The 22,745-nt window shown below is 39.8% G+C and carries 18 protein-coding genes and 2 pseudogenes; 2 read left to right on the plus strand and 18 right to left on the minus strand.

The window, feature by feature from the left end; translation table 11 throughout:
- Positions 1-201 precede the first annotated feature (201 nt).
- Complete coding sequence (gene hutH / locus NIT04_RS12830) at positions 202-1,680, minus strand: histidine ammonia-lyase (protein WP_252503967.1); 1,479 nt, start codon at positions 1,678-1,680, stop codon at positions 202-204.
- A gap of 218 nt (positions 1,681-1,898) precedes the next feature.
- Here hutH and NIT04_RS12835 point away from each other — a divergent pair, with 218 nt between their 5' ends.
- The gene (locus NIT04_RS12835) at positions 1,899-2,558 is read left to right on the plus strand and encodes a hypothetical protein (protein ID WP_371922544.1); all 660 of its coding nucleotides are present in this window, start codon (positions 1,899-1,901) and stop codon (positions 2,556-2,558) included.
- A gap of 260 nt (positions 2,559-2,818) precedes the next feature.
- Here the strand turns inward: NIT04_RS12835 and NIT04_RS12840 are convergent, their stop codons facing one another.
- Complete coding sequence (locus NIT04_RS12840) at positions 2,819-3,127, minus strand: branched-chain amino acid transport system II carrier protein (RefSeq protein ID WP_252503968.1); 309 nt, start codon at positions 3,125-3,127, stop codon at positions 2,819-2,821.
- A gap of 36 nt (positions 3,128-3,163) precedes the next feature.
- Here NIT04_RS12840 and NIT04_RS19150 point away from each other — a divergent pair.
- A pseudogene (locus tag NIT04_RS19150) lies at positions 3,164-3,271 on the plus strand (hypothetical protein); the annotation flags it as partial.
- A gap of 174 nt (positions 3,272-3,445) precedes the next feature.
- On the opposite strand, the gene NIT04_RS12845 reads toward NIT04_RS19150, so the two are convergent.
- The 16 genes and pseudogenes from NIT04_RS12845 to NIT04_RS12920 form a co-directional block, all read right to left on the minus strand.
- On the minus strand, positions 3,446-4,432 hold the full coding sequence (locus NIT04_RS12845) for a polysaccharide deacetylase family protein (RefSeq protein ID WP_252503969.1): 987 nt from the start codon (positions 4,430-4,432) through the stop codon (positions 3,446-3,448).
- Positions 4,429-5,193, minus strand: coding sequence for a hypothetical protein (locus tag NIT04_RS12850; RefSeq protein WP_252503970.1), 765 nt, complete (start codon positions 5,191-5,193; stop codon positions 4,429-4,431). The genes NIT04_RS12845 and NIT04_RS12850 overlap by 4 nt, the downstream gene beginning before the upstream one ends.
- 21 nt (positions 5,194-5,214) lie before the next feature.
- On the minus strand, positions 5,215-6,888 hold the full coding sequence (locus NIT04_RS12855; RefSeq protein WP_252503971.1) for a GNAT family N-acetyltransferase: 1,674 nt from the start codon (positions 6,886-6,888) through the stop codon (positions 5,215-5,217).
- A gap of 36 nt (positions 6,889-6,924) precedes the next feature.
- Complete coding sequence (locus tag NIT04_RS12860) at positions 6,925-8,598, minus strand: GNAT family N-acetyltransferase (protein WP_252503972.1); 1,674 nt, start codon at positions 8,596-8,598, stop codon at positions 6,925-6,927.
- Between the two features lie 30 nt (positions 8,599-8,628).
- A complete protein-coding gene (locus tag NIT04_RS12865; protein ID WP_252503973.1) occupies positions 8,629-10,116 on the minus strand; it encodes a lipopolysaccharide biosynthesis protein in 1,488 nt (495 codons plus the stop codon).
- Between the two features lie 72 nt (positions 10,117-10,188).
- On the minus strand, positions 10,189-11,295 hold the full coding sequence (locus tag NIT04_RS12870) for an aminotransferase class I/II-fold pyridoxal phosphate-dependent enzyme (RefSeq protein ID WP_252505102.1): 1,107 nt from the start codon (positions 11,293-11,295) through the stop codon (positions 10,189-10,191).
- Between the two features lie 72 nt (positions 11,296-11,367).
- A pseudogene (locus tag NIT04_RS12875) lies at positions 11,368-11,955 on the minus strand (sugar transferase); the annotation flags it as partial.
- 3 nt (positions 11,956-11,958) lie between these two features.
- Positions 11,959-13,128: a glycosyltransferase family 4 protein gene (locus NIT04_RS12880; RefSeq protein WP_252503974.1), complete on the minus strand. Its 1,170-nt coding sequence runs from the start codon at positions 13,126-13,128 to the stop codon at positions 11,959-11,961.
- On the minus strand, positions 13,128-14,408 hold the full coding sequence (locus tag NIT04_RS12885) for a nucleotide sugar dehydrogenase (RefSeq protein WP_252503975.1): 1,281 nt from the start codon (positions 14,406-14,408) through the stop codon (positions 13,128-13,130). The genes NIT04_RS12880 and NIT04_RS12885 overlap by 1 nt, the downstream gene beginning before the upstream one ends.
- Positions 14,409-14,419: 11 nt before the next feature.
- On the minus strand, positions 14,420-15,433 hold the full coding sequence (locus NIT04_RS12890; protein ID WP_252503976.1) for an NAD-dependent epimerase: 1,014 nt from the start codon (positions 15,431-15,433) through the stop codon (positions 14,420-14,422).
- Positions 15,430-17,214, minus strand: a complete 1,785-nt coding sequence (gene asnB, locus NIT04_RS12895; RefSeq protein ID WP_252503977.1) for an asparagine synthase (glutamine-hydrolyzing) — start codon at positions 17,212-17,214, stop codon at positions 15,430-15,432. The genes NIT04_RS12890 and asnB overlap by 4 nt, the downstream gene beginning before the upstream one ends.
- Positions 17,215-17,251: 37 nt before the next feature.
- Positions 17,252-18,448 carry an O-antigen ligase gene (locus tag NIT04_RS12900; RefSeq protein ID WP_252503978.1) on the minus strand — a complete coding sequence of 399 codons (1,197 nt, stop codon included), beginning with the start codon at positions 18,446-18,448 and terminating at the stop codon, positions 17,252-17,254.
- 61 nt (positions 18,449-18,509) lie between these two features.
- A complete protein-coding gene (locus NIT04_RS12905; RefSeq protein WP_305880119.1) occupies positions 18,510-20,318 on the minus strand; it encodes a nucleoside-diphosphate sugar epimerase/dehydratase in 1,809 nt (602 codons plus the stop codon).
- A 39-nt stretch (positions 20,319-20,357) separates the two neighbouring features.
- Positions 20,358-21,125: a tyrosine-protein phosphatase gene (locus tag NIT04_RS12910; RefSeq protein ID WP_252503979.1), complete on the minus strand. Its 768-nt coding sequence runs from the start codon at positions 21,123-21,125 to the stop codon at positions 20,358-20,360.
- A 49-nt stretch (positions 21,126-21,174) separates the two neighbouring features.
- Positions 21,175-21,885 (minus strand): CpsD/CapB family tyrosine-protein kinase, encoded by a 711-nt coding sequence (locus NIT04_RS12915; RefSeq protein ID WP_305880107.1) that lies wholly within the window; start codon positions 21,883-21,885, stop codon positions 21,175-21,177.
- Between the two features lies 1 nt (position 21,886).
- Positions 21,887-22,624 carry a YveK family protein gene (locus NIT04_RS12920; RefSeq protein ID WP_371922545.1) on the minus strand — a complete coding sequence of 246 codons (738 nt, stop codon included), beginning with the start codon at positions 22,622-22,624 and terminating at the stop codon, positions 21,887-21,889.
- Between the last annotated feature and the right edge of the window lie 121 nt (positions 22,625-22,745).

The raw sequence follows: 22,745 nt of genomic DNA on the forward strand, positions 1-22,745 counted from the left end.
TGGGAAGTATTTCTGAGGAGCGGTTGTTTTGGGCGCGCGATGCCTCTCTTTGGACGCGGGAGCACCGACTTTGGGCGCGGGATGCCTCTCTTTGGGCGCGGGAACATCGACTTTGGACGTCGGCATATTTTCTCTAACACAAAAAAAGACAGCCGTATAAATTCAGTCTTTCAACTGACTTTCTGCGGCTGTCTCTATTCATTATCTATTCAAGTAGTCTGCAATCTTCTCAATATCCGGTCCGAAAATCCGGTCTTCCGTAATAGGTGCAACGACTTGCAGAAGTTCTTCCAGATTCTCGCGCGTCTTCGGCGCCATATTTTCGACGCCTCGGAACATGCAGCCGGTCATCGCGCATAACGCTTCGATGGCAATGACATTTCTAGCATTTTTAATAATTTGCTGTGCATGCCTCGAACCAATCGTCCCCATCGACACATGATCCTCCTGGTTGCCGGAGGACGGGATTGAATCGACGGACGCCGGATGCGCCAATGTTTTATTTTCCGAAACGAGGCTTGCTGCGGAGTATTGCAAGATCATCGCTCCAGATTGCAGTCCCGGTTGTGGACTAAGGAATGGCGGTAGTCCTTCATTCAATTGCGGATTGACGAGCCGCTCAATGCGACGCTCGGAAATATTTGCAAGCTCGGCGATGCCGATCTTCAAAAAATCCATTGCGAATGCAATCGGCTGCCCGTGGAAATTCCCTCCGGATACAACAACATCCCCGTCTTCAAAAATAAGCGGATTGTCTGTCGCCGCATTCATCTCAATCTCCAGTTTTTCCTTCACGTAAGAAAGCACTTGCCAGCTTGCTCCATGGACTTGCGGGATGCATCGGATCGAATAGGCGTCCTGCACGCGCTTCTCCCCCTGTCGCGTTGTTAACTGGCTATCTTTCAGCCAGCTCAACATCCTAGCCGCGACGTCGACTTGCTCTTTGTAACCGCGCGCTTCGTGTATTGCTGGATGGAAAGCATCCGTAATCCCATGCAGCGCCTCCATTGTCATGGCGGCAATCCACTCACTGCTGTATGCAAGTTTTTCCGCCTCCAAATAATTGACGACACCTTGGGCGGTCATTGCCTGCGTGCCGTTAATCAACGCAAGCCCTTCCTTCGCTTCAAGGACAATCGGCTCCATCCCGTATTCCTTCCAAACTTGCTCCGCAGGAATATGCCCGCCATCACGCCAAACGAATCCTTCCCCTAACAGCACTAATGCCAAATGGGAAAGCGGCGCCAAGTCTCCTGAAGCCCCTAGTGATCCTTGCTGTGGGATGACCGGGTGAATTCCGTTATTCACCATGAACGCAAATCGTTCCAACACTTCAACCCGGATGCCCGAAAAGCCTTTGAGGAGCGCATTCAACCGTAGGACGACCATAGCACGCGAAACAGTTGCTGAAAAAGGTTCTCCTACTCCGCATGCATGCGAACGGATCAAGTGCAATTGCAATGCCTTCGTATCTTTTTCATCAATTTTCACATCACTGAATTTACCGAAACCAGTATTGATGCCATACACGGTCTTGTCATTCTCGACTATCCGATCAACCGCTTCCCTGCTCTTTTGCACGCGTTCCAATGCATCGGCATTCAACACGACCTGTTTCCCTTTATATAAAATCCCTTCCATCTGTTCGAGTGTAAGGGTATCTCCCGTCAATTCAATCATCCAAACCACCCTTTCGGCTATAGAAAATCGTTTTCTTACTGTCCATCGTACACGAGACAGAAGGGATTTTGGCGATTCTTACGAAAATTTGTTCTATAGTAATGCGATGTTGTTGTAGTGTGATGATGCAGTGAAAAAAGTTTCCCTAACCCAAGAGTCCAACCCATTTCTCTCTTTGTTACATAAGATAGGAGGAATCGCGTGAAGGGAGAGACATGATGACGAATAATTACGACGATGAACAGTGGTACCCGCAGTTGCCGGAAGGATATACAGGGGAGGATCTTGGAATGCAACAAGGGATGGACGGGTGGATGCCCGGCGCAGGCATGCCGAGCTACGGGATGAATGACTACATGACAGGCATGGCTATGACAGATTTCGACATGAACTATGGAGGTTACACAGCTCAGCGGCCTGGATCTCCAGGTGGAGGATTCCCGGGTGGAGGATTCCCGGGCGGTGGATTTCCAGGAGGCGGCGGATTCCCTGGGGGCGGATTTCCGGGAGGTGGATTCCCAGGAGGAGGTTTCCCGGGCGGTGGATTTCCGGGTGGAGGATTTCCCGGAGGAGGTTTCCCGGGCGGAGGTTTCCCTGGGCAAGGCGGCCAACAAGCGCCAACTTCCCCTCCACCGAACTACACACCGTCCTATCCGGGAGGTAATCAACCACAGTTATTCGCAGTAGACCCGGGCGCTATTAGAGGATGCCTGTTCAGATATACGTTTGTTTGGACTTCCAGAAGGCAAGGGTTCTGGTACTTCCCTACATTCGTCGGCCGCACTTCTGTTGCAGGATACCGATGGAGGCCAAACCAGCGCAGATGGGTGTATTTTGGAATTGATTTGAATCGAATTGACCAGTTTACTTGTTTTTGAAAGAAAGAATAGACCGACTCCATTGAGTCGGTCTGGATTGTAGACAAAAAGCGTTTTCTTTTCATGACAAATATTTGTTGAATAAAGCCGTCTTTCGTCGAACTTTCCGACGAAAAACGGCTTTTCTTCATTCTTTCCCTAATTGGATCGCATTCTTAATGTCTTTCAATGAACGGGAAAGTCCCTACAATGGTACATCAATTTCAAATAACGGCGTCCAAATCCTCGACAGCAAATTTCTTTCAATTACCTAAAAATTATTAGGATACGCTACTCTTTTGCTGTACAACACTTTTATTATTGAGGAAATAACCAATAATCGCACCAATAAAACCTGTGATTAACCAGCCTGCATCTGAAGTAAATAATGGGATGAAGGCAAATGTTGCGTCAATTTCCTCTACCATTAAATTTGCTTCTTGCAATGCATCTAAAATTGCGACAAATATTGTCCCTACCATCGCACCGATATAAACGCTTTGCGCACCACCGAATAATTTCTCTGTGAAAATTAAGATAACTAACGTAATTGCAATTGGATATAAAAGCATTAATACTGGTGTTGTCATTGATAATATTTTTGTTAAACCGAAGTTTGTAAATACTACCAACCATTTGGCGGGTTCAACATGTCAGGAACAGATTCCAAAGCAGGCGGTCCAGACTACCTACAATTACACATGCAAGCAAAAACAACTTCTGAACTGTTCTAAATAATAGATACTTATAAGTGAGAAATATTCATAATTATAATAGAAGGAACCCAAAACGACTGGAATGCTTACTGATAGGAAAGATAGTGCTATTTCCTTTAATTTTGGTGATGATCCTAATTCTCTCCATACTAAACCTCCATCCAGTTCAATCTCGGATGGAGGTTTTTCCATTCATCTATTCACCTTCAATACTAAGTCCGAGGCTCCCGCCATACTGAGGCTCTCGAAGCCATATTCACTCCTTAATTTTGAAACTAACTGGAGAATCTCAGTCAAAAAACGAATGTTTTCATCGATGTTTTTACCGAAATTATGAGGGTGCCACCAGAGATGAAAAACTTCCCCTTTCTGTGCGGCATGCGTTATGCTTTTTTTAATTCGGCTTAAACGCAAAGGTTCTATTATTTTCAACTTCGGGATGTATGGCCTTAAAAATCTGCTGGAAGGCAAGTTTATGATCGGTTCTGTCTCAACTTCGGGGATCGGATACGTATTATGTCCGCAAACATTCACATAACTATCCACTAATCTAAGTATTCTTTTCATGGCCCCTTCGCTATGGAAACGACTTGCCCTATAAGGCCAACCTCGTTCATTTCCTCTAAAACATTGAATCCCGTACTTTTTACAAACTTGTAAATAACGCTCGTTCATCTGGTTTCTTGGGAACACAAGCGATGTAACCGTATGACCGTTTGCATTAGCAATTCGTAACGCAGCTTGTAAATCCGCTTCAAAGCTTTTGTCATTTTGTCCTTTTTCTAAACAATAATAATGCGAAAATGTATGGGTCGCTATTTCCTGATTCGGGTATTTTTCGATTTCCTTTATCAAAGATTTAGCATAATGAAACGGATCTTTCCGCTCATCCTCCCCAACATTATTTAGTTTTTTATAGGGTGAAAAATCACTGTTTTCATAGTTTGGCTGGAGAGAAGGCAGACTGGCTAACAACTCTTTTTTATTTTCACAATAGAGCATCCCAACGGTTGCCCAAGTGGCATGGATATCGAAGCGCTGAAATAATTCAAGCATTCTCGGAATTGCCTCTCGCACCCCTAATAGATTTTCTTTATATTGTTCTAGTGAAACAACATCATGGACGCCCCAATTCAACTCAAAATCAAGCGAGACGATGATTGCACCTTGTTTGCTCATACGATTCCCTTCAATAGTTTTAGTTTCAAATCTCGAACCCTCAATATGATTTTCCCAATCATCGATTGTGATTCATACCCTGTGTAAGCTAGAGCGATTTTTCCACCGAAACCTAATTTGAATCTACGGATATTTTCATCGTCTGTTAAGCCACCCATATCGTATAACATTTGCCCCTTATCTTTATACCAGAGTATACTCTTCCATATCAGGAGTCGATTTGCCTGGCTTAGAATTCTCTTTAGCTCTTGGTTATCTACAATTCGGAAATGGGATGCGGAATACAAATTCAATGCGACGATTCCATCCGTCATATAAATACGATAGCACAGAATATTTTTATCTTTATCTTGCATGTAAGTGAGCATAAGCGCATTTTGCTCACGAAGTAGTTTCATTGTCTGCATGTGGTATGAATTAAAAGTATGTGTGCGTTTATTTCTCGCAAAACGATTATAAAATACTTGGAAGTCCAACAATTCCTGATCTGTTGGATTTTCTATTACTACATGTGTAAATCCTCTTTCCAGTGCGCCTCTAATTTGCCTTCGAGTCGTTTTGTGCATCTCCATTAGTAATTCACTTTCATCTTTCAGTAAATCGATTTGTATCGTTTCAAAGCTCCTAAGCGAACTTTTCGGAATAAAAGAATGTGTATATCCAATTAATTGGGCCTGCACGTCGCCTTTTTGGATATCCTCATTCGCTAAATAAAATGTTTTGATCTTTATGTTCATGAACTTTCTTTCAATTGCAATCATAAGTTACTTGCCCCCAACTTTTCACTCTGTAATACGGTATTTACTAACACCAAAATACGTTCTTTTAACGATTTGTTTGCTGATCGTAAACCCTAGTTCCTTCAATGCAGCAGTATCTTTTTTAGAATTTCCCTTTGTCGTTACATATAGCGTTTTCGATTTACAGTTTTTCTGTACGAATGTGCATATGTCACCCAAGTTACCGGTATTCCAATTCTCGATATATACACAGTTTTTCCGAAAGTCTTCATGATAGGCGATTTGATCGATTCGTAGCATCTTTTCATTTGTCCAAAATATATTTTCGAACGACAGAACGCCCACTGGATAATACCCTTTGAATCCACCGTATATTTTTCTACAAATTTCCTTCATATGATTATTAGCAATATCGTAGCTGTTTATAGCGTCGTTAATCGAGAATTCAATAAAGCTTTCAGGATCAGAAAAATCTAAGATATCTTTTTTATCTAATTTATAAACAAAGTATTGTTTTCTTTCGAATATATACTCTTTGACACGAGTCAAATATGCCCTTAATTCTTCCTTTATAGCTTTGGACTCCGTATTACGGAATAGATTCCTAAAAACAAACAGCAGCTTCCCAATTGTATTTCGAATAAACAGAACGAAACTGTAATTTCTCTTCATTCTCCCAATCAATGATTCCTTCATCGTTAAAAATCGTCGTATACCATTGGCTTTACTAGTATTAGATGAAAAAATCATTTTTCTTGTGTAGTCTTCGTCTGTATTCCACTCAAATTTATAAGGTTCATAACCGATGCTTAAATCAAATATAGTAATATTATCTGTTTTGCATTGCAAAATCTTTTCCTTTTCAAGTATTCTACCTGGGCCAAATATTTCAAAGTCAAGATCATAGGCTAACACATATCCAAGCAATCTCCCTCGACATCTGAAACCGTAATGGAAAGCGATCATCATGTCATTAATGTAAAGTGCATCGAGTTCCGTTTGCATCGGGCCTTCCTGAATACCGGCAAGACTTCGGTAAAATTCTTTATCTTTGTCATTCGAAAATCCGCTTGTGTCCCTCTTTTTCTTCCACAGTTTGTCACGGAGTTGAAAGACTGATTCCATTTCTTTTGGTCCGATCCTTAAAAACTTCACATTTCCATTATTCCGTAACCGTTTTTCTCTTCTGTCGAGCCCATGCAGTCTCTTTCTTTTATTCATATATTCTTCAATTTTTACATCTTTCAAGTTAATGTATGGGGTGACAACCCGATGACTCGAAAAAACAAATTTCCGTTTCTGTAAATAAACTTCTAAACTTCTTGGTGAATTTCCACTTTCTAGTAACCCATGCAAGTAAAACACAACATTTCTTCTTGCTTTAATCATTTCGTCAAATACGAATTCGATAACATCGTCTAACAAATGATTGTATACAACGAAATCCATATAATTTGCGTGTCCGAAAGCCATAAAAGTATACGTATGACCAAACCATCTTCTTTTGTGGATAAAAGGAAGAAATCCAATAGGCTTATCATCTTGTTTGACGAGCATTATTTCCATATCATATTTATCGCCAAAATGCTTCCACCATTCATAAACCCAGACAAATTCTATAAACGGATTTGTATTCTGATTTTCCTCCAATATGAGCGACCAATCATCCCTGTACTGATCAAGTTGATCTAGTGATGTAATCCGTGTAAGCTCCATAATTTCCTCCTTTCAATGGCATGAATCATTAATGTTTCATTCTATGATTTCATACTTTTCATTACCAAAAAAAGTTCTTTTGCAGATTTGTTTACAAATGGAAAAACCTACAGTTTCGAGTATACTAGCATCATTTTCCGAACTGTCTTTCACAGTCACAAACACTGTTTTCGCTTTGCTGTTCTTTTTGACAAAGGAGCATGCAGCTTCCAAGTTCCCCTCATGCCAATTCTTGAAATGAATGGCTCTTCTCCCGAGTCGTTCATTGTAAGAAATAGGACCAATTCGGAGTACCTTATCATTCATCCAGAATATATTTTCGTATGCTAGATTTCCCTCCGGATAAAATCCCTTATATCCTCGATACATTTTCTCGCAAATTTCCTTTAATTGTTTTTGGGAAATAGCTGGACTGCTCATCGCATCGTTGATCGTCAATTCGATAAACTCTTCAGCATTTGCCGATACAGGAACATCTTTGTTCTCCAATCGATAAACATTATACCGCTCATTTTCATATAAGAATTTTTTTAATCGACTCAAAAATGCTAGTATCTCGCCCCTTGAACCATCTGACTCTGTTTTGTTGAATAGATTACGGAAAACAAAAAGAAACTTGCCGATCTTGATCCGGATAAACAGAACAAATTCATAGTTCTTTTTCAGTCGTTCGATCAATGATTCCTTCATTGATAATAAAGATCGTATAATTTTTGCGGTCATTGCAGGAGATGAAAAAATCATTTTTCTTGTGTAATCTACATTTGTATTCAATTCAAATTTGTATGGTTCATAACCGATACTTAAATCAAATATCGAAATCATATCTTTTTTGCATTGCAAAATTTTTTCCCTTTCGAGTATTCTTCCCGGCCCGAATGGTTCAAAATTGTCATCAAAGCCTAACACATACGAAAGCACTCTTCCCCGACATTTGAATCCGTAATGAAAAGCAATCATCGTGTCATTAATGTAAAGTGCATCGAGTTCGGTTTGCATCGGGCCTTCCTGAATACCGACGAGACTTCGGTAAAATTCTTTAACTTTGTCATTCGTAAATCCGCTCGTGTCTCGCTTTTTCTTCCATCGTTTGTCATGGAGTTGATAGACCTTCTCCATTTCTTCTTGTCCGCTCCGCGAAAACCTCAATTCTCCATTCTCTCGCAACCGCTTTTCTCTTTTATTAAGCCGATGAAGCTTCTTCCTTTTATCCATGTATTCTTCATGCTTTATATCTTTTAAATTAATGTATGGGGTTATTACTCGGTGAAGTGAAAAAATGTATCTCCGTTGCTGTAAATACTCCTCAATAATTTTTGGTGTCTTACTACTTTCAAGTAATCCATGTAAGGAGAACACGATTTTTCTTCTCGACTGAATCAGTTCATCAAATACAAATTCGATAACATTGGGTAGCAAATGATTGTATACAACAAAATCCATATAATTTGCGTAACCGAAAGCCATAAAAGTATACGTATGAGCAAACCATCTTCTTTTGTGGATAAAAGGAACAAATCCAATAGGGTTATTATTTTGTTTGACGAGTATAATCTCCATATCATATTCATCGCCAAAGTGCTTCCACCATTCATACACCCAAACAAATTCAATAAACGGATTTGTATTCTGATTTTCCTCCAATATAAGCGACCAATCATCCCGGTATTGGTCAAGTTGGTGCAGTGATGTAATCCGTGTAAGCTCCATAATCTCCTCCTTTTTTTAGCATGATTCGCCCTACAGATTTTTCATTCTATGATTTTCTTTCATCTTCTTAAATAGTGGCAAAGCCATTTGATACAACGTATTCAACTCTTGTATTCTCAATATCTTGCTAATTGTTATATAAATAGCAATTCCAATGGTTATTTCACAAATAAGTTGCAGCAGATTATTTTCATCTATGATTGTTCCAAGCTGAAATACTGTAATCCCCATAATCAAAGAGATTAAAAAACTAGGTAGTAGATCTTTTATTTGTTCTTTTGATGAATACTCGATTTCCCTCGCTGAAAAGTACGAATTTATTAAAAAAGAAATAAATGAATGAATAACCGACGACCATATTAAGCCGATAATGCCGAATCCAAACAATAAAGAAAGGATAATTAAAACTGTCAATATACTCTTTTTGATGATTTCTAATAGCAAAATTAAGTCCGATCTTCCCTTCACTTGAAGAACATTTAAATTGATAGCGTGAAGTGGATAGAGCATACCCGCAAAGCATAATAATTGAAAATAGGCAACTGAAGATATCCATTTATCACCGAATAATACAATAAACAGCGGCTCTGCAACTGCTGCTAAACCGACCATTAAAGGAAAGTTAATAAATGCCGAAGTCTTAATAACAGACTTAAATCCATATTTCAGACGTTCTTCTTCTTGCTGAATGCTGCTAAGAACCGGATATGTGACGCGCTGTACGGTCGAAACGATAGCAAATGAGGCAAGGTCTTTAATTTTAACGGCGTTTGTATAATAACCAAGTTGATTTGTTGAATACATTTTTCCAATAATAACGAAGTAACTATAATAAAATAGGGTATCCATAAGCCCTGATAACAATAACTTGTATCCAAAACTATAAAACTTTTTAAATGATTGAACTTTAAATGTCAAAGAAGGCATCCATTTATTTAAATACCAAAATAATCCCGTCTGAACGGATTGCAAAGCAATCATATTAAAAACGAGACTCCAAACACCAAATCCTGACATTGCTAAATATATCGTAAGACTTCCAGATGTAATGACAGCGATAACACTTATCTTAGTTAATGTTTTAAAGTCGACTTTCTTCACAAGCATTGCTTTTTGGATAATGGATAATGAATTGAGGATAAGTACTAAGGAAAGGACTCGAATGATTTTTGTCAGTTGAGGTTCGTCGAAAAATACACTAATTATAGGAGCCGTACAAAATAATAGACCATACAATACAAACGAAATAAAAAGGTTGAAATAAAAAACAGTTGAATAGTCTTCTTGTGTCGTATGTTGATCTCGTATTAACGCTTGGGAAAATCCACTATCTACAATCGCATTGGAAACGGATATCAATACTAAAATCATTCCAATAATCCCGAAATGCTCGGGAAGCAGTAACCTGGCAAGAATAATCTGTACGATAAATTGTATGCCGTGGTTCGCCATTAGATCCGTAAAACTCCAAAAAACCCCTGTGATTGTTTTACTTTTTAACGTCTTAGGAGTCGACATTTTTTCACCTATTTTTTTATATTGGTAATACCGTTAGAGATGCGACAAAGTCACATCTCTGTTATTTTTTCATCAACTTAATTTATCGCTAATTACTTGAATGACTCTTTCCTGCTCCTTCAGAGTCATATTCGAACCGGAAGGAAGACAAATCCCTCTCGCAAACAAACGTTCACTAACGATGTCATCATCCGCATGCGGATAAAACTTACACCCATTAAACAACGGCTGCATATGAAGCGGCTTCCAAACCGGTCTCGCTTCAATATTTTCCGCTTCAAGGGCATCCATCAGTTCATTTGCCGTTACGCCAGTAATTTCCGAATTCACTTCTATCGCCGTCAACCAGCGATTCGAATAGGTCCCTTCGAGCTCCGGCATGAACGTAATCCCAGCAATCCTACCAAGTGCTTTTTCATAACGGGCAAACACAGCTCTTCTTGCTTTTACGCGATCATCCAGCACCTCTAACTGCGCCCGGCCAATCCCTGCTAGAATATTGCTCATACGATAGTTGTAGCCAACAGTCAGATGCTCGTAATGCCTAAATTTCTCTCGCGCTTGGGTTGCTAAGAAGCGGGCTCGATCCAATTTTTCAACATCATCGGAAACGAGCATCCCGCCACCTGAAGTTGTAATGATTTTGTTGCCGTTAAAAGAATAGACGCCAAACGTACCGAACGTTCCGCTCTGCTTCCCTTTATAGGTTGAACCTAGTGATTCAGCGGCATCTTCAATAACGGGGACAGCATACGCATTACAAATTGCCAATAGTTCATCCATCTTTGCGCTTTGGCCAAACAAGTTTACAATGACAACCGCTTTTGGCAACTTGCCTTTTGCTTGTGCGTCCTTCATTGCACGTGCTAACGCATCAGGGGACATATTCCACGTCTCATTTTCGGAATCAATGAATACAGGCTCACCGCCCAAATAATAAATTGGATTCGCACTTGCCACGAACGTCAAACTGGAACAGAAAACGACATCTCCATATCTGACACCTAACAAATCCAAAGCCAAGTGGATGGCGGCTGTTCCCGATGACAAGACGGCAGCTCCCGCCGATCCAGTATACTGGGCCATTTCTTTCTCAAACTCATTCACATTTTTTCCAAGTGGCGCAATCCAATTCGTGTCAAAAGCTTCATCTATATACTTTTGCTCATTCCCACTCATATGCGGTGTTGAAAGAAAGATTCTTTTCGGCTCCAAATCACAACTCCTCTTTTCACCCAATATCGTTTTCAGGATATAGTTTAGATCTTTCAAAAAATGATAATTCCGAACGTACTCGACGTTCAGCTTCACTTTATCTGGAAAAAGGATATGATCGTTATGCCATTTAGGGTCGTCTACATTTGCCAATATCTGTTCTTCGTTTTTATATTTAATCGAAGCAGGTCCAGTAATTCCTGGTCGTATCGTTAGAATGATTCGATCTTCCCCGGTTAACTTATCCGCATAACCGGGCACATCCGGTCGGGGGCCTACAAAACTCATATCGCCTTTCAATACATTCAATAGCTGAGGAAGCTCATCAATTTTTGTTTTTCTGAAAAACTGGCCGGATTTCGTAATTCTTGAATCGCGGCTTGTCGTTATCGTAGAACGATTATTATCTTCCGTTTTCATTGTTTTTATTTTGATTACGTTAATAAGCTTCCCATTTTTCCCTACGCGTTCTTGAATGAAAAAACCGTTGCTTCTTGTATCGATCGAAGCAATAATGAAAGCAATTAGTATGATCCACCCTGTCAGTACGATTCCAACTATGGAAAACAGGAGATCAAAAGATCGTTTGACAACCTTCTCAAAAAAAGTAAGATTGTTTTTCATTCCTCACTTCCTTGGTCTTTTGGTGATCGACCTTTCCTCTCGAAATTCGTTAAATACTTTCATCTGCCTTTCTAAAACGACTATCTCATTGAACTCTTCCAAAAATAATTTCCGTGAGTTTTCTCCAAACCGCTTCAGGTTGGACTCATCTTTCATGATTTTGAGGATCGCATTTGCTAATGAGTTGCTATCTTTCGCCTTGCACAAGTACCCATTCACATCAGGAAAGACTTCTTCTCTACATCCGCGAATATCCGTCGCGACAATCGGTTTGCCCATTGCCATCGCTTCAATGATAGAGCGTGGGAGCCCTTCACGGTACGAAGGCAAAACAAACAAATCCGCTGCACATAATAGTTCGGGGATATCCTCTCTCATTCCTAAGAGTTGAATCCTTTCTTTTGTTTCAATGGGCATAGATTGAATAAGCTGTTCAACATTCATTCCATCCCGATCCCCGGTAACTGAATCCCCGACGATCAGTAATGTTGCGTCCTTTATTTCTTTCAGAACCAAATGAAATGCTTCAATGAGTTCAACGATGCCTTTTTCTCTTACTAATCTCCCGACAAACATAATTACTTTTTCATTCGTAATACTTAATGATTCTCTACTCTTCACTCTGCTATATAATTCAGGGTCAAATCGATCACCCGACACACCATTATTAATATGAATGAGGTTTGCCGGCTTTTGAAAGCCTTTTTCTACGGCCAATTCATAGTCTTCTTTGCTTTGAAAGAAAAGTTTATCGGTGAAATATTTAGCCCAAATCTTTTCAAGCAAATAAATTATCTTATAGGGTATTGGTTTCATATTTTCGTGGAAGTAAAATCCGTGGGCGGTATAAACGATTAACGGTACGTTAGCCAATCGTGCTGACACTCTCGCAACGAGACTGGCAACTGGGGTATGTGAGTGGACGATGTCAAATCTTTCTTTTCTTATCAATTTCACCAATGCGACCATGCTTTTCAAGTGGCTAAAGACATTCAAATTTCGTTGAAACGGTATATGGTGAACGATATACCCATCCTTTTCAATTTCATATCCTGTCTCATCTTTATAACATGCGATATGAACGTCGTATTTCTGTTCAATCATTTCATTTACAAGTGGCAGCAAAAACTTTTTAACTGTAAAGCTGACGTTGGTGATTTGTAAAACTTTCATTATAATCTCCATAAATGAATCTGTTCTGGCTTGCTCGCCTTGCTTAGCACACTCTTAATATCCATAACGATCCCTTTACCATGTTTTAATAACCGATCGAACTGGGACCATCCTTCATTGACATACTCCATATGAGATACCGCTAAGACAACGGCATCCGAAGGCGGTAGTTTGTCGTAAGGTGTCAATGAGAGTTGATATTCAGCAAATGCCTCATTCACATCTGCATGCGGATCAGCTACTTGCACTTCCACTCCAAATTCCTGCAGCTCCCAAATGATGTCTATCACTTTAGAGTTTCGAAGGTCTGGGACATTCTCTTTAAATGTCAATCCGAGAACAGTTACCTTTGCACCTTGTACAGGCAGATTGAGCTTGATCATTTTTTTTACTAATGCCCTTGCAATATAACGACCGATACTATCATTTATTCGGCGACCGGCAAGGATCACTTCTGGAAAGTGACCGACCGTCTGTGCTTTATGGGTTAAATAGTACGGATCTACACCGATACAATGACCGCCAACTAACCCGGGAGAGAATTTAAGGAAATTCCATTTCGTACCTGCTGCTTCCAATACTTCTGCTGTATCAATCCCAAGGCTGTCAAAAATTAAGGCTAATTCATTCATCAGTGCAATATTGACATCTCTTTGCGTGTTTTCAATCACTTTTGCGGCTTCTGCAACACGAATCGAGCTCGCTTTATATACACCTGCTTCGACAACATCGCTATATACTTGCGCAATAATGTCCAATACTTCAGGCGTTTGGCCGGATACGACTTTTGTGATTTTCGTAAAGGTGCGTTCTTTATCACCGGGATTAATACGTTCTGGAGAGTAACCGACGAAAAAATCAATGCCCGCCTTCATTCCTGAATGCTTTTCTAATACAGGTATGCACTCCTCCTCTGTAACGCCTGGATAGACGGTTGACTCAAAAACAACAATTGCTCCCTTTTGAAGACTTTTTCCGACTGTTTCTGAAGCACGTAGTAAAGGTGATAAATCAGGTTGGTTATGTGCATTAATCGGTGTAGGGACGGATACGATCATAAAGTCTGACTCCTTCAGTCTTTCACTGTCAGACGTAAATTCGATTTTTGCTTCCGTTAAATCATCCACCTCTACTTCATTTGTATAGTCGACGCCGGCCTGTAATGTGGAAATTCGATGTTCATTAATATCAAAGCCGATTACCGTATATTTTTTCCCAAAAGCAACCGCCACAGGCAACCCTACATATCCTAAGCCGATAACAGCTATTTTTCTTTTCATCACAGACCCTTTCACAACGTTATTTGATAATACGCCAAATACCAGTCGACAAATTTGCCGACACCATCTTTAATGGATGTCTTTGGTTTGAAACCGATTTCTTGATACAAGTCATCGACATTTGCATAAGTGGCCGGAACATCCCCCTCCTGCAATGGCATGAAGTTCTTCACCGCTACTTTTCCTAGCTTTTCTTCAATCGCAGAAATGAAGTCCATCAAGTTCACAGGGCTATTATTTCCAATGTTGTATACTTTGTAAGGGGCATAGCTTGTGCCGGGATCCGGATTTTTCCCGGACCAATTCGGATTCGGCGTTGCGGGTTTATGCAGAAGCCGGGAAATGGACTCAACAATATCATCTACGTACGTGAAGTCGCGCATCATTTTTCCATTGTTAAATATATCGATCGGCTTACCTTCAATAATGTTTTTCGTAAACTTGAAGAGAGCCATATCTGGGCGCCCCCATGGTCCGTATACCGTAAAGAAGCGAAGACCGGTCGTCGGTAACTTATATAGGCTGCTATACGTATGTGCCATCAGTTCATTCGCTTTCTTTGTCGCCGCATACAAACTAAGAGGATGATCGACCGTATCATGCACAGAGAATGGTAATGTCGTATTGGCGCCGTAAACTGAGCTGGATGATGCATATATTAACTGCTTCACATGATGTTGACGACACATTTCCAACACATTGATAAAGCCGACAACATTCGAGTCGATATAGACATATGGATTTTCAATACTGTATCTCACGCCCGCTTGCGCAGCTAAATTTACAACGATATCGATTTCATTTTCTCTGAATACCGTTTGAACTTTCTCTCGGTCTACCAAATCAGCATGATAAAACTTGAAGCATTTATGAGGAATGAGTTTTCCTAAACGTGCTTCCTTTAACGAAGGTTCGTAATAATCGTTCATGTCGTCGAAACCTATGACTTGATGGCCCATTGACAACAGTTTTTCTGATAAATGATAGCCAATAAAACCGGAAGAACCCGTAATCAATATTTTCATTTTTTCCCTCCCTCAACATTTCTAAGGAAGTTTTCATGCCATTTGTGTAAAACAATTAAACTCCATATAAGGTTTGCATGATTTTTTTTGCTCTTCATATGTTCTTCAATGATTGTTTGAACGGCGGGGAAATGAACGAGATTTGCTTTTTCTACTTTTTCTTTCGTCAAAGAGGAGACGACCAACTCTTTTAGTTCGGTCTTGAACCATTCAGCTAATGGGATCTCAAATCCCCTCTTTTTAGCAGTTAGTATTTTATCGGGGAGCAGGTCTGAAAACGTCTCTTTCAATATGATTTTTCCGTTTGCACGACGCATTTTATATTTCAAAGGGATTTCATACGCTAATTCCACTACTTTATGGTCGAGAAAAGGTGATCGTATTTCCAGCCCATTTATTTTGCTCATTCGGTCAGTCTTGACTAACATGTCATTTGGCAAAGCGAACTTGAAGTCTGTATACATCATCCGGTTCACTGACTCATTCGTATTTAAATAAAAAAAGTAGTCAGATAACTGTTCATCTACATTAAACTTGTTGAATGATTTATGTTTAACTAATCTGGAAATCTCGTCTTGGCCGTATGATTCCATCAATTTAACATGCATTTGAAACGTTTCGGTATTAGCGCTTCTCGTAAACTTTTTTGCTTTCGTAGCAAATGCAGTAATAGGATTTCGTTTGTCTTCCGGAATCAACTGTAATGGAGCTTCAATGAGCTTCTCTCTGATCATCTTTGGTAATTTCGAATACAGTTGCTGGTAATAGACACTCGTGTATTTATTGTATCCAGCGAATAATTCATCCCCACCGTCACCGCTTAAAGCGACAGACGTATGCTGTTTAGTTAGCCGGGAAACGTAGTAAGTTGGTATCGCGGAAGAATCGGCAAAGGGCTCTTCCATGTTTCCAATGATTGTTTCGATCACTTCATGTAGATCATCAAATTCGATAAAAAGTTCATGATGATTGGTATGATGCAGTTTGGAGACAGTCTTTGCTAAAGCCGACTCATCATATTGTTTAAGGTTCTTATATCCAATCGTAAATGTATTTACGGGCCTCGTTGACTGTTCAGCCATCAAACCTACAACAATACTCGAATCAATGCCTCCGCTTAAAAAAGCACTTGCTGATTCACCGCTCTCCATACGCTCTCGGACAGAGCTAGTCAATGTCTCTCTTACTCGTTGTTGCATGGATTGATAAGGTCCATCTACTTCGGTAGCATCCGGGTTTATATCCCAATACTTTTTTATTGTTAACGTATCGTTTTCCAGGGAATATTTGATAGAATGCCCTGGCATTACTTGATAGACATTCTGAAATATTGTCATCGGCTGCGGGATATAATAAAAACGCAAAAAATTCTCTACGGCTTCGTAATTGATTTCTTGTTCATTGCGAGCTATTATCTTTTTCAGTTCGGATCCAAATAGCAACTGATCAAGCCCATTGTAATAATAGTACGGTTTTTTCCCTACTCGATCTCTCACCATTACTAATTCTTTGTTACGTACATCCCAGATGGCTATCGCAAACGTTCCATGCAAATAATTCATAAAGTCTTCACCGTATTCTTCATACACGTTAAGGATTAGTTCAGAATCCGAATTGGTTTTAAATTGATGATTATTTTCTTCTAATTTCTTTTTGAGTGCTTGCGCATTGTATATTTTGCCGTTAAAAGCAATTTTTTTAGAATTCGCTTCAAAAACATCGTTATCATGAAGTTGTATTTCAGCGCTTGATTTCGTTAAAACACCATGAAAGCCGCACATTACTAAACCATCCCTCCCCAAGCAAATAGGAAAAGCTCTAGCCGATTTTGCTCCCTACACTGGATCGAATCAATTCCTGTTTATGATTCGTTAACAATAGAAGAAATAGGACAAACCAAATAATCGGTTGCCTCATGACATTATGAAAATTAGAGAAAATGAATACTTGAAGTAATAAAAGAAGGTAGTACAAATTTTTTCTGGAGTTACTAATCGCCCATAAGAATAGGAATAGGATAACTATTAATCCAATAAGACCTAACATTGAAAGTAAATCAATTACCGTATTATGTGCTTCAAACCCTTCAAATGGTGAGGTTAGTCCGGATTGTGATTTCGTTCCGTTCCCAATTAACGGTGATCCCGTGAATGCTTTTATTCCGTTTTCCCATAAGATAAATCGAATAGACGATTGATTGCTTACTTCATTAAATGAATTTGAAACATTTTTAGAGATGTCTAACGCTATTTTCAGCATACTGACAAGAAATGAAAGCAAGAATATATTTACGATTACCTTAAAGAGAGTTTCAAATTTTATCTTTTTGATGAACATAGCGTAACTATAAATAAAAAATGATAGAATCCAAGCTAAAACGAGTGCATCACTTTCAATCTTTAATCCAATCCAGACAACTGCCACGATGTTTAGAATGCCTATAGGAATCGATATTTTTTTTTTGCTCATTAAATATAAAGAGATATTTGGTAGGATGAGGGTTAGTAGAGCTAATTGATTGGGGTTAAGTGAAAGGCCACTAAATCTTGTTGAGTAATAATAAAAGAAGTCTATAAAGAAGAATTTATCAATGATCAATAAATACAGTAAGCAAAAATAAATATATGCTTGCGAGTAATTGTAAAAAGAAAGAGCGGCTTTTTTTAATACGTCTTGGTAATCGGGTAAATGTACTACTAAAATGATGATTCCGATTGGAAGTAAATATGCAATTGTATCCCTAAAGTCTATTAGTTCAATTGTTCCTTTGAGCGCACCGCACAAATTTGAAATGAAAGCCAATAGTAAAAATGAATATAAAAGAGTAACAAGTTTAATGCTTTTTTTAGTTACATAGATCTTTTGGTTTTTGGCCACTTGAATGATCAACAGTACTGCCGTTAGTAGTAATAACAGTTCGCCTATTCCTATAGGTCCAATAAACCTTATTTTCGTAAAGGTAGTAAAGCTTAAAGCGATACCGAGAAGGATGGGAATCATTTTGTTTGAATTCATAATACTCTCCCTCGTATCGTCGAATAAAAACTCCACGTATCCTGTATGCTGTCATATCCCTTTAAGCTTCAGACGTTTTACGGTTTGCTAAGTCAATTAACACCTTCTTCAATTCATCTACCGGAATTTCCAACAGGTTCTCGAGCACGGCGTCCATTTCCTTCTCGCTCATCGGTGCTGACCTTCCGACATAGATCTTAGGGAAGATTTGATCATTTTGAATTTCATTTTCATTCAACAGCTCTTCAAAAAGTTTTTCACCTGGACGAATTCCAGTAAAAATAATCCCGATTTCATCTTCACGATACCCCGACAGTTTAATTAAGTTTTTCGCCAAGTCGACTATTTTAACCGGTTCGCCCATGTCGAGAACAAACACTTCCCCCTCCATCGCGAGCGTACCAGCCTGAATGACAAGTTGAGAAGCTTCGGGTATTGTCATAAAATATCTTGTCATTTCAGGATCCGTGACAGTAACTGGACCGCCTTGCTTAATTTGCTCTTTAAACAGCGGGACTACACTGCCGCGAGACCCTAACACATTGCCAAAACGCACCGCTGCAAACTTCGTCTTACTTTCTTTCGCGATGTTCTGCACAATCATCTCGGCAAAACGTTTCGACGCTCCCATGACATTCGTCGGGTTTACCGCCTTGTCGGTAGAAACCATGACAAAATACGAGACGGAAAATATGTCTGCCGCTTCAGCGATATTTTTCGTGCCATATATGTTGTTTTTGACGGCTTCCGTTGGGTTTTCTTCCATTAAAGGGACATGTTTATATGCTGCTGCATGATAGATGACATCTGGTTTGAACTCACTGACTACTTCAAAAATCCTCATCCGGTCTTTAATATCAGCAATTACTGGGATGATTTTTGTAGGAACATCCACACTCTTTCGTAATTCCATATCTATGTTGTAAATTGAGTTTTCACCATGGCCTAAAAGTATGATACTTTTAGGCTTGAATTTACTCACTTGCCGACAAATTTCCGATCCTATTGACCCTCCCGCTCCGGTGACGAGAATTGTTTTATTTGCAAGCTTTTCTTCGATTGCTTTCAAATCGAGCTCAACTTCTTCTCTACCGAGGAGATCTTCTATTTTCACGTCGCGCATGTCAGTGACAGAAACTTTTCCTGTCATCAAGTCCTCGATGCGCGGTATTGTCATTGTCTTCACACCGGTTTCAACACAGATTTTAAACAGATCCACCATTGCCTGTTTTGAAAGGGAAGGAATCGCTATGACGATCTTTTCAATATTATATTCTTTTACTAGTTTCGGAATATCTTTTGTACCGCTCACGACTTTCAATCCATAAATCTCTAATCCAATTTTAGAGCGATTATCGTCAACGAACAGTACGGGTTTCATCCCTGATTCGGGGTTCTGAAGGACTTGGCGAGCTATCATTGTCCCTGCCTGGCCAGCCCCGACGATCATTATGCGAGTTGTTTCGATATTCTTTTGTCGGTTGACCGTCTCACGCATAAGTCGAAAAGAAAACCTCGATCCGCCGATTAAAAGAATATGTAACATCCATGTGAGAAAGAGTGCCCTGAAGGATACTTCTTGCATAAGGACAATTTGAACAATCATGACAACTGTAATCGTCATTGTGACTGCCTTCAAAATCGAATACAACTCTCCAGTTGATGCATAGGACCAGTCTTTCCTATAGAGCCCGTACTTCCAAGCGAAGAAGTGATGTCCAATTTGGATTGTGACAACACTTATGAAGAGCATTTTGTTTGTGAACACATTGATGTACGGATGCAAGATGAAATACCCGACAAAGATTGAAAATAAGACAATTAGAGAATCGACAATTGCTAATATACTCGTTCTCATTCTCATTCTGATTAACACGAGGGCCCCCACTCCTAAGTTCTGAACTGGATTCTAGTTGATTCGTTTCCACCATTTTTTTGTTACCGGAATTTCCGGCTCTAGAATGATGAATGGTTCGTCTGTTAAAATACGTTTGTTGTTCTCTAGTAGGATGTCAATGCTATCGTGTTTTTTCTTTTTTTCTAGATAGCTAAGTCCTTCATTGAACAATAATGGTCTCGATTTTGTATCATGAACATCCGATCCATATGTATGAATTAGATTCGCTTCGACAAGTTGAATTGAAAGTCTTTGAACACGTTTCCCGAAATGTCCTGCTAGGCTCCCAGCATTCACCTGTGCAAACGCACCATGCCGTATTAACTGTTCGAGTCGGGCAGGTTTCTCAGCAATGGCCCTGTTCCGTTCGGGGTGTGCAATAATTGGCAAGACGCCGTTTTCAATCATCGATTGTATGACACTTACTGTATAGAGCGGAATAGATTGTGACGGCAGTTCAAGTAATAGATAACGTGATTCTGCTAGCGTCATCACTTCACGCTTCATTATTTTTTCTATGACTTGGGGATGAAGCCGCACTTCCTGTCCTGTGTGGAGATTGACTGGATACCCCCCTGCCCGCAAGCAATCAGTAAGAAGTCGAATTTGAGCTTGGATTTCTTCTTTCGGGACATGGTAATGAGGACTGAATGCATGTGGTGTTGCAATCATGTCCGTAATTCCTTCCAGTGCTGCTTTTTCCACAATACGTATTGTATCCTCTATTGTTTTCGGTCCATCGTCCACACCAAACAAGATATGGCAGTGTACGTCAATCATTTGTCTCCCCCCTTCCTAGCCATAAAAGAGTAAAAAGTGACGCGTCCGATTATTCTTTTGCACCATCGTAGTTGTAATAGTAATCTCCTTTTTCAATTTTATAATTGTTCAAAATGACTCCTAAAACATTAGCTTTAGAAGTTTCCAACAATCCCTTCGCCCTTATCACACTGTTTTTCTCGGTTTTTCCAGAACTGACGACTAAGATTGTTCCATCACATTTATTTGAAAGAATTTGGGAGTCCACAACTAAAAGTATTGGAGGTGCGTCGATGATAATCACGTCATACTTCGCTTTCATTTCAATGATCAGATCATCCATCGCTTTTGAACCAAGGAGTTCAGCGGGGTTTATCGGCATCTTCCCACAAGTAACAAGTTCTAGCCCTTTGATCTGGGTTCTTTTCACCACCTCGTCCAAACCTCTTTGTCTTGTTAATAAATAGGATAGACCAGGAGAAGTTGTCGATTTAAACGTATAATGCACCGTAGGTTTTCTCATATCCGCATCAACTAGAAGTACTCTCTTCCCAGCTTGCGCGAAAACAATGGCGACGTTTGCTGCCAATGTCGACTTCCCTTCCCCAGAAGATGAAGAAGTGAAAAGAAGAGTCTTTAACTTTTTGTCCGGCCGCAAAAAATTAATATTCTCTCGAATCATTCGGAATTGCTCTAACGTGATTGACTTAGGAGCATCTCTCGTAACAAGCTTACGTGACGCTGTTCGTCCGTTTTTCTTTTTCTTTTTCTTCTTGAACATCCTATCCTCCCCTTCTCCATATACGACCGAATAACCCTTTTATTTTACTCGCATCCACTTCTGTAATCGGACTTACAACCCCAATAACCGGAAATCCTAATAATTCTTCAACATCCCGCTCTGTTTTAACGGTCATATCCAAATAATGCCGAAGGAACGCCATTCCAACTCCTATCATCAATCCACAGACAGCCGCGATTGTCATATTAAGTAACGGATTTGGCTTAGCAGGCAATGGATTCTCGAGATAGACAGCCGGAGAGAGAATGTAAATGTTATTAACGTTCATAAGTATTTGGATTTCCTCTTGAAGAACTTCTACAATTGTATTGGCTATATCTACCGATCGATAATGTTCCCGATCGTTCACACTAATTTTAATCACTTGGGAGTCTTGTGTAGTTTCGACCTTTATCTTTTTTTCAAGTAAAGCCGGAGTTGTATCCAAGTCCAGAATTTCAATGACTTTTGAAAGGATTGCGGGGCTTTTGATAATGACGGTATATGTATTAATGAGTTGAATATTCGTCTGAATATCCTGCGCATTAACTTGGAGTTGTTCGGTCTGCTTCTGATTGATGAGGATTTGTGTTGACGCTTGGTATATAGGTGTCAAGAATAAGTAGCTTATTATTCCAGTTAGTATCACTGCGAATAGGGCCGTACTAATAATGAATACGGACCGCCTTTTTAATACTCTAAACAAATCATGTAGACTGATTGTTTCTTCAATAGGCATAATACTCCCCTTTACAGCGGATTGTCATAGGTCCCCTGAATCCCTCGGTGCTCAAGTTCACCTTTCCATTCATTCTTCATGTTATTCAATCCGAATGTCATTTGACACAGCGTCATTCGGT

It is taken from the genome of Sporosarcina sp. Marseille-Q4943 (assembly GCF_943736995.1).
Taxonomy (GTDB): domain Bacteria; phylum Bacillota; class Bacilli; order Bacillales_A; family Planococcaceae; genus Sporosarcina.

Coding starts and splice junctions, on each gene's coding strand:
- asnB (WP_252503977.1), bottom strand. CDS start 17,214: ATGTGCGGCTTTCATGGTGTTTTAACGAAATCAAGCGCTGAAATACAA.
- NIT04_RS12900 (WP_252503978.1), bottom strand. CDS start 18,448: ATGAATTCAAACAAAATGATTCCCATCCTTCTCGGTATCGCTTTAAGC.
- NIT04_RS12845 (WP_252503969.1), bottom strand. CDS start 4,432: ATGAGCAAACAAGGTGCAATCATCGTCTCGCTTGATTTTGAGTTGAAT.
- NIT04_RS12865 (WP_252503973.1), bottom strand. CDS start 10,116: ATGTCGACTCCTAAGACGTTAAAAAGTAAAACAATCACAGGGGTTTTT.
- NIT04_RS12910 (WP_252503979.1), bottom strand. CDS start 21,125: ATGATTGACGTACACTGCCATATCTTGTTTGGTGTGGACGATGGACCG.
- NIT04_RS12885 (WP_252503975.1), bottom strand. CDS start 14,408: ATGAAAAGAAAAATAGCTGTTATCGGCTTAGGATATGTAGGGTTGCCT.
- NIT04_RS12880 (WP_252503974.1), bottom strand. CDS start 13,128: ATGAAAGTTTTACAAATCACCAACGTCAGCTTTACAGTTAAAAAGTTT.
- NIT04_RS12855 (WP_252503971.1), bottom strand. CDS start 6,888: ATGGAGCTTACACGGATTACATCACTAGATCAACTTGATCAGTACAGG.
- NIT04_RS12920 (WP_371922545.1), bottom strand. CDS start 22,624: ATGCCTATTGAAGAAACAATCAGTCTACATGATTTGTTTAGAGTATTA.
- NIT04_RS12860 (WP_252503972.1), bottom strand. CDS start 8,598: ATGGAGCTTACACGGATTACATCACTGCACCAACTTGACCAATACCGG.
- NIT04_RS12915 (WP_305880107.1), bottom strand. CDS start 21,885: ATGTTCAAGAAGAAAAAGAAAAAGAAAAACGGACGAACAGCGTCACGT.
- NIT04_RS12840 (WP_252503968.1), bottom strand. CDS start 3,127: ATGACAACACCAGTATTAATGCTTTTATATCCAATTGCAATTACGTTA.
- NIT04_RS12835 (WP_371922544.1), top strand. CDS start 1,899: ATGACGAATAATTACGACGATGAACAGTGGTACCCGCAGTTGCCGGAA.
- NIT04_RS12870 (WP_252505102.1), bottom strand. CDS start 11,295: ATGAGTGGGAATGAGCAAAAGTATATAGATGAAGCTTTTGACACGAAT.
- NIT04_RS12850 (WP_252503970.1), bottom strand. CDS start 5,193: ATGATTGCAATTGAAAGAAAGTTCATGAACATAAAGATCAAAACATTT.
- NIT04_RS12890 (WP_252503976.1), bottom strand. CDS start 15,433: ATGAAAATATTGATTACGGGTTCTTCCGGTTTTATTGGCTATCATTTA.
- hutH (WP_252503967.1), bottom strand. CDS start 1,680: ATGATTGAATTGACGGGAGATACCCTTACACTCGAACAGATGGAAGGG.